Genomic DNA, 7,518 nt, shown 5'->3' with positions numbered 1-7,518 from the left:
GGTGGTCCAGAACGATTTGAGGCGTCCGGCATTTGCCTACCTGGAACGAGTAAGCTGCAACATTGGCGGCGGTAATGTCGCGGCTGGTTCCAACAGCAATTGTCCATCCCTGTCAGACCAGTTTGACGTCAACGCCATCTCCGGCCTGCAGACCCTGCCGCAGGTGATTGCCGACGCGGGTCGGATTTTGGTCGGTCTGGATGACGCTCTGCCCATCGCCTACACACCGACGCTTACGGAGCGGCAATACCTGCCGCTAGAGGACGACGTTGATTCGATGCTGTACGAGGTGGTTTTCGATGCTGTACGAGGTGGTTGTGGTGGGCGCTGGCCTTCAACCGGGCGTATTCAACGAGTTGTCACCAGCACAACAGGAAAAGGCCACCAGTATTAACCGCAACTTCATCGTTCGTGATCTTGTGTTGCCGGTGATCATCAACGTCCTCTTGCCCGGAGAGTCGCAACGAATCGATACCGTTCTCGGCAGCACAGCCGGTGCGGCGCTGGTGCAGGACCTGCTGGGCCTGATCGCCAATGCCGATTTTGAGAATGCGCTGCTCCAGGGCGAATTTGCGGCTGCTGCCCGGATCGGTATCAGTGCGGCGCTGGGGAGCGGCGCTATGCGGCAGCGAATGATCGAGCTACTGTTTGAGGCTCTTCATGTGCGAAATCTGGAAGCTGATGATCTTGAGGGTTATCTCCGGCGCGCGCGCGGCATGCTGCGTGCGTTGGGAATTATTGATGCAGCGCTGACCGGTATCGACGTTACCGTTGCCGGCGCCGCCTTCGGCAACTCCAGCGCCGCCGAACGTTGGAATATTGTTGTCACACCAGCGGACGTCTTTCTAACTGCGCAACAAAGCCGCGCTACCTGCTCAGAAAACGCTGCCTTTACGGCCGGCATCAACGCCGACACAGAGGGTTTGACGGTTCGGTATCGATATCGCGTACCGCCTGACACCGGGCAACTCATTGCTGCTGATGGCAGCGGCCAGTCATCGTTCAGCGAGCTGGTTACCGAGTCAACCATGATTGAGTTTTCGCCCTTCGCTACCGCCGGCAGTGGCTCGGTACCAATTTCGGTGACCGCAGAGGGATTCGATGGGCGCAGATCCGGCCCGCTGGGCGATGCCAGCACCGAAGCTCAAATCGAGGGGCCACTGATCGAGCTCACGCCGCGCGTCAGTAGCGTGCAACCTGGCGCCAGCATTGACCTGACCGGCTCGGTACAGGACTCCCTCAACAGGATGGAAGACTGCACCAATGGTGTTGATCCACGGTTCATTTGGTCATCAACAAGCAGCGTTGGCAACATTGATGTGATCCAGGGGCTGTTGCTGGATCGGGAAACTGTCACCTACACCGGAGACATCAGTCAACAGGGTTCGGACACGGTGACGGTGGAGGTCTACCTGAGCAATATCCTGATTGGCAGCGATACCGCCGAGGTGCGTGTTGAGCAGGATCCCACCATCGTTTTCGGTACTTACACCATCGACACGGAGCCCCGGGATGGCGGCGGGTTCTGCGCTAATGCCACGGTCATAGTGCCGGTGGTACAGGGTGCTACGGGATTCCAGCTCAATGCCTACAACGGTTACGACCCATTTTTCTGGGGGACACGAATCTCCAACAGTGCCCCGCCTTTTGACACGGGCTTCGGAGTACCACTTACACAGGCAGATCGCCGACTGGGGTTATCCGGTCGGTGTGGCGATCTGGAAACCAGCTTGTCCTGGTTCGAGGAACGATTCGGCTCTGGCTGGATCTGGGAGATAGAAGTGACCCGGTAGCAGTCAATCAACGATTCATCCAACGCCCGGGTGGTGCAAAAAGCCGCTCGTCGTGGCAAGCAGTGCCATGTCGTTATCAACACTTTCGAGCGTGAGGGCGAAGGTCGTGCTGCAAATCAGTGTGACCTACGCGGGGCCATAGATCAGCTGGAGTCTCCGGACAACGTTTCCAAGCTGGCGAGAAATAAGGAGTCGTTGGAGGCCAACTGAATGCCCAACCTCTATGGGTTAACGGGTTTCTTTTCTTCGGCCGGCGCGGCTGCCTGCCGGACCTCAGTGATTTCCGTCAGCCAATAGTCGTTGTTGCCCTCAAGTTCTTCGAGCATCATCTCTGCCTCGCTAAGCATGGTTACATAGTCCTGCGCCGATCCTGACTCCTGCAGCCTGGCGGACTCGCGAATCAAAGAAATAGCCAAGTTCAGATGCGCTTCGGGGTAAAGCCTTCGAGCCATCGCTGTCGCCTCCCGGGCCAGAGTCAGCGCGCGATCCGATCTTTCCGCTTTAGCCGACAAAGTAGACAAATTCAGCAAGCCCAGCCAGACGCTAGGGTGGTCGCCCGAGAAACTGACCCGGCGCATGGCCAGAGATTCCTCCATCAGCTCAAGCCCTTCGCGCTGTTGACCCTTGTTAAAGACCAGCTGCCCTCGGTTGTTCAGGTAGGAAGCAAGGTTTGGGTGGGTAGGCGGCAATACCTTGACCGCAAGTGCATACCCCTCCTCATAAAGCGCAAGAGCCTCGTCCACATTGCCTAGGAGGTCATTGCTTCTGGCGAGATTGTTGATGATCGAAGACAGCTCTGTCTCTGGCGTCTTGCTTCCAGGCGACAGCGCGAATCGGCGCGCCTTCTCAAACAACTCAAGAGCACGCTGCGGCTGCTCGTCGTGGGTTAACAGCATCAACCCGTAATCATTGAGCGCCGTCACATAAATCCTGTCGTCGGTGCCCCCAGCGCGCTCTATGTCCGCCAGTGTCTGCTGGTAGCGTTGTCTGGCGGCGCCGTATTTACCTTGATTGACACTCAGCCAAGCCAGAGCGTTGCTGCTGGCGGCGCGCTGCGGCGCTCCCGGCGGAAGCTCCTGCCGCCTAAGCTGATCGGCGCGACTCAGCAACCGTTCAGCCTGCTCCAGGTCGTTGCGGCTCAGGGCTGCGTAGCCAATCGTGTGCCTGACCTCAGCTTCGAGTAATGGGCGATCCGCAAAGCGCTGGTCAATTTCAGTTTCGGCTGCGTACAGAGCCTCTTTTAGGGTGGTTTCACGGCCGGCAGTGAACGGGTCGGCGTTAGCCAGCACATCAATCAAGAACGCGTTCATCTGTTGTGCCGAACTGGCGGAATCAGCCACAGCTTGGTTCTGCCGCCACGTATTCCAGGTTGCGCCCGCGAGCGTTAGCACGACGGCGGCAGACGAAAATACGGCCAACTTGTTGCGGGCAACAAATTTTCGCAGTCGGTACGCCAGAGAATCCCCTCGGGCCTGCACCGGGCGGCCGGCCAGAAACTGCATCAGATCCTGTGCGAAGGCTGTAGCGCTGGCATAGCGATGCTGGGGGTCCTTGTGCATCGCCTTCAGAACAATCTTGTCCAGCTCACCTTTCAGCCGGCGAGGAGGCGCGGCCCGATCAACAGCAGGGGTCCGCATGATAGCCACACTCGGTCGTGGCGGTGCCGTGTCGCAGACCATCCGCTGGGCATCCACTGGGTTGAGTCCGCGTAACTCGTAGGGCCGCTGTCCGCTAAGCAGTTCGTACAGCAATACACCCAGCGAATAGATGTCGCTGGCGGTGGTAATCGGTTCCAGTCTGACTTGCTCGGGGCTAGCGTAAGCCGGCGTCATGGCGCCCATAGCGGTGACTGTCGAGGTTCGGGGTTCGGTGAGCTCGTCCGAAAGAATTTTCGCGATTCCAAAATCCAGCAGCTTGGGCTCCCCGCTTTCGGCTACCAGAATGTTCTCCGGTTTGAGATCCCGGTGCACAATCAGGTTTCGATGCGCTTCGGCCACAGCACCGATGACCTTGATCATGAGACGGAGTACCGCCTCCAAACCTAGCTTGCGGGTTCTCACGTAGCGGGCTAGGTCAGGCCCGTCCACATATTCCATCACCAAGTACGGCTCCTGATCAGAGGTCTGCCCGCCGTCCAGGATGCGGGCAATATTGGGATGGTCGAGGCGCGCCAGAATTTGCCGCTCAGCCTCAAAGCGCTGTACCAGGTTTCGTTTAATTGTGGGCGAGCCTGCCGCCTGTTCCATCCGAATCAGCTTGATGGCCACCCGCTGCTGATAGGTGTCGTCGGCCCTTTGGGCCAGGAACACTGCACCCATTCCGCCTTCGGACAGACGTTCTAACAGACGCCAGGGCCCCAGCAGGTCCGGCATGACTAATGGGGCCTTAGGGGCCAAGAAACCCTGCGATTGCTGGTGAGCATTCAATAATTCGGTCACCGCGCGATTGATCGCCGGGGAGGCGCCCTGTTGTTCCAACCAGGCGAGAAAGTCGGCCGGTTGTGTCTGAAGACCATGCTCGAAGAGGGCCAGCGCCGCGGATTCCAGCTCCAGATCCATCAGCCAGGGCTTGCTGGTAGTTGCGTTGCCTCGGCCCCTTGCCTGCTAAGCTGGCGAAACAACCAGGCCCGGGCGGCCTGCCACTGTCGTTTGGCGGTGGTCGGCGAAATCTCCAGGACCGCCGCGGTTTCGTCGTTGGTCAGGCCACCAAAGAACCGCAACTCCACAAGCTGGCATTTGGTGGCATCAATTTTTGCTAGACGAGTCATGGCGTCATCGAGATCCAGCAAATCCAGCTGACCACCAGTCTCGGGAGACAGCTGTCCCGTTAAGGTTACCCGATACCCCCAGTCCCGCTTTGCAGCGCCCCGACGGCGAGCGTGATCAATCAATACTTCGCGCATGATTCGGGCGCCCATGGCGACAAAGTGAGCCCGGTCCTGCCACTGGATCTGGTCCAGTCGGTAAAGGCGTTCCAGCGCTTCGCTAACCAATGCCGTGGGCTGGAGCGTGTGACCTGGACGTTCATCGACAAACTGACGGCCTGCGATCTGCCGCAGTTCGGCGTATACCTGCTTCCAAAGATCTTCACCAGCCTGCTGGTCGCCGGCCTGCCAGCGGCGAATTAGACTCGCAATATCGTTCAATGCGTGGATCCTATGATCGCTTTCGTTTCTAGTAGCGGACTAAGACTATCTCAACTTAGCTGCAGCGAGCGACGTAGGATGGAAACGCGGAGACAGGAAGAGTAACTCTCAACTCAACTGTCCGAATCAATGGTTGTGATTTAGCATTTCGCTAAATAATTGTTTTCTAAAGGTATTGAAGCAAAACACGCTTCGATGTACTGTAAAGAGGTCGTGGTCGTTCGACCGCGTTCCCTTTTCCCATGTCACGACCCTCAAGCGGGGGAATAGGGACCCGGTCTCATTGAGACCGCTAAGTCCGGTGAGACGTTTTCGGAGTTTTTCCTACCCAAGATGGCCCGCAAGCCTTAAAGAGATCGTGCAGTGGCGCCGCCGATTTTTTTGATGCTGACGACCCATAGGACAGCGGCATCTTGAACGCCGGAAGAGTTTCTAGCATTCTGCTAAATAACTGATTTAATTGAACATATTGACTCCAGATCGGTTTCAATATAGTCTCGTTCCCTTGTGGTCGTCCGACCGCTCCCTTCCCCTTTTTCTGTTCCCGATCCCACGACGGGAGGATATACACCTGTTCTCAATGAGAACAGTAACGCCGTAAACGCCTTCCCTGAGTTTTTTCTCGCCTAAAAGACCTGAAAAAAACTCGATCGGCTCGTTACCGGGCTTTTCGTCGCAGTTTTCGCAACACAGAAAAGATGGACGCGGACCTTAGGCAACCAAAATCTGCCGCTCGCTGAGTCTCCGTCGCCCGGCCCTTACCCGACCAAAATGTGCTTCCCCCGTTAGCTGAGCTTTCTTGGTTCGGTCGCGTTGGTCTCGCTCCCCGATTTCTGTTCGATCTAGACACCCAAACGAATCACACTAGGTTTTGCGGCTGCTAGCCCGCTCGCCGTTCCGCAGATGATTGAGTTCGATTCCCTCGATTCACCGCAGTGACTCGTCAGACTTACCCCTGGTTTGCGAAGACGACGACCTCAACTCTGGCCCGCGTCACTACGCGCGCAGCGTGTAGTGACGCGGGCCGCAACCTTAACAACTGCGTGACATTCGGCCCGGATTTTTCCGGTACGGGCGAGTGATCTGGTCGTATAGTCAATCCCACAACCGGCTCCTCAGCGGCTCTGAGGAACGCTTCGGGCTCATGCCCTATACGGCTTCGGTCGTATCCCAATCGCGCAGATTTTTTGTGCACCTACTATCAAATCGACTTCGGTCTACGTAAAAGGAGGTGATCATTTGTGATGCCAAATTTAACAACTGTGTCCGCAAGGACGCGTGGTTCGCGCCGGAACCATCCTCTACGAGGAGAGCCGGCGTTGCCTGATACTCAGGCACTGTCAGATGGAAGGGGAGTGGTGTCCCCAGACCTTGTCCCATTGGGGTTCGTTCGCTAAGGCGACGGATAGGTCAGAAACACTAACCCAATACTTCTACACCATTGAGAAATCTGAACTACCAATTGAAACAGCTGTGCCGCCGGAATCGAGACGGTAGCCGCTCAACCCAGGTGGGTCGCGAACGCATATTGACCCTCGTCGCCAATGATTTGCACCAGCTGGGTTTTCGAGGACTTCAGGCTAAATCGCTGAAGCCGAAACACGTGGAAGCGCTGACCAAGCACTGGCTGACGTCGAGCGTTTCCGCTGGGACGATTAAGAACCGAATGTCGGCGGTGCGCTGGTGGGCGGAGAAAATCGATAAGCGAAATGTGGTCGCAAGAGAGAACGTCTACTACGGAATTCCTGAACGGAAGACTGGCCGACGGTCGCCGGTGCCAAAACTGGACGACTCAGCACTCAGGCGAATTCCTAACCCGATGGTTCGAATGAGCCTGAGGTTGCAAGCCGCTTTCGGATTGAGGAGGGAAGAAGCCATCAAAATCCGCCCTGCAATGGCGGATCGTGGTGACTGTCTTTGGCTAAAATCGACGTGGACGAAGGGCGGTAGGTCAAGAACCGTTCCTATCGTTTCTCCTGATCAACGAGTTGTTCTTGATGAGGCCAAGTCAATGGCGGGATTGGGCTCTTTGATCCCCTCAGAAGGTAATTACGTAAGACAGCTCCGACGGTATGAACATCAGACTGCCCAGTCGGGGTTTTCGAAACTACACGGACTTCGCCACGCCTACGCGCATGGAAGGTACCGCGAGCTGACGGGTTGGCTCTGTCCTGCTGCTGGCGGATGTAGATCGGCAGAGCTTTCGCCGTCAAAAAAGTCCCGTGATCAGGCGGCAAGATTGATCATTAGTCAGGAGCTTGGGCACAGCCGTATTGCGGTTACACGTATCTACTTAGATTAACGCTATGCCTCTGCAATTGGAGTCGTTTTAGGCACGTCCATTCGTTGGACCAGCGATTGCAGCAGCCAGGACGGCGCAAGGCGAGGTTGTTGCGCGAGTTTTTGACAGGCAGCCCGATTCGCGTGGTCTTTCAGGTAGGTCCCAAATAGTGGGGTAGATTCTGGATGCTGAAGAAACCCCAGAACAGCCTCTTTGCAATTGATCATAGGTTGTGGAATGGGGCTGAGCCGTTCGGCTCAGCCCCGTTCCTGTTGCTTCTTTTACCTCGTATGACAGGC

5 protein-coding genes are annotated in these 7,518 nt (G+C 56.8%); 3 read left to right on the top strand and 2 right to left on the bottom strand.

Translation table 11 applies throughout. The annotated features are described in order from the left end of the window. Positions 1-394: hypothetical protein (locus tag AAF358_07970; GenBank protein MEM7705470.1), on the top strand; the 394-nt coding region annotated here is incomplete at its 5' end. After that, positions 357-1,793: a hypothetical protein gene (locus tag AAF358_07965; protein ID MEM7705469.1), complete on the top strand. Its 1,437-nt coding sequence runs from the start codon at positions 357-359 to the stop codon at positions 1,791-1,793. The genes AAF358_07970 and AAF358_07965, both read left to right, overlap by 38 nt. A gap of 221 nt (positions 1,794-2,014) precedes the next feature. On the opposite strand, the gene AAF358_07960 is transcribed toward AAF358_07965, so the two are convergent. Both AAF358_07960 and AAF358_07955 read right to left on the bottom strand, forming a co-directional pair. Further along, on the bottom strand, positions 2,015-4,351 hold the full coding sequence (locus tag AAF358_07960; protein ID MEM7705468.1) for a serine/threonine-protein kinase: 2,337 nt from the start codon (positions 4,349-4,351) through the stop codon (positions 2,015-2,017). Beyond that, on the bottom strand, positions 4,351-4,938 hold the full coding sequence (locus tag AAF358_07955) for an ECF-type sigma factor (protein MEM7705467.1): 588 nt from the start codon (positions 4,936-4,938) through the stop codon (positions 4,351-4,353). Before AAF358_07955 ends, AAF358_07960 begins: the two co-directional genes overlap by 1 nt. Positions 4,939-6,379: 1,441 nt before the next feature. Between AAF358_07955 and AAF358_07950 the strand changes: the two genes are divergently transcribed. Next, positions 6,380-7,240 (top strand): phage integrase N-terminal domain-containing protein, encoded by an 861-nt coding sequence (locus AAF358_07950; GenBank protein MEM7705466.1) that lies wholly within the window; start codon positions 6,380-6,382, stop codon positions 7,238-7,240. The last annotated feature ends 278 nt before the right edge of the window (positions 7,241-7,518 follow it).

Source organism: Pseudomonadota bacterium, assembly GCA_039033415.1.
GTDB lineage: Bacteria > Pseudomonadota > Gammaproteobacteria > Xanthomonadales > SZUA-38 > JANQOZ01.
This window is presented reverse-complemented; position numbering and strand designations above follow the sequence as displayed.

Bases quoted from the DNA above. Each gene is read 5' to 3' on its own strand.
- AAF358_07960 (MEM7705468.1), bottom strand. From the start codon at position 4,351: ATGGATCTGGAGCTGGAATCCGCGGCGCTGGCCCTCTTCGAGCATGGT.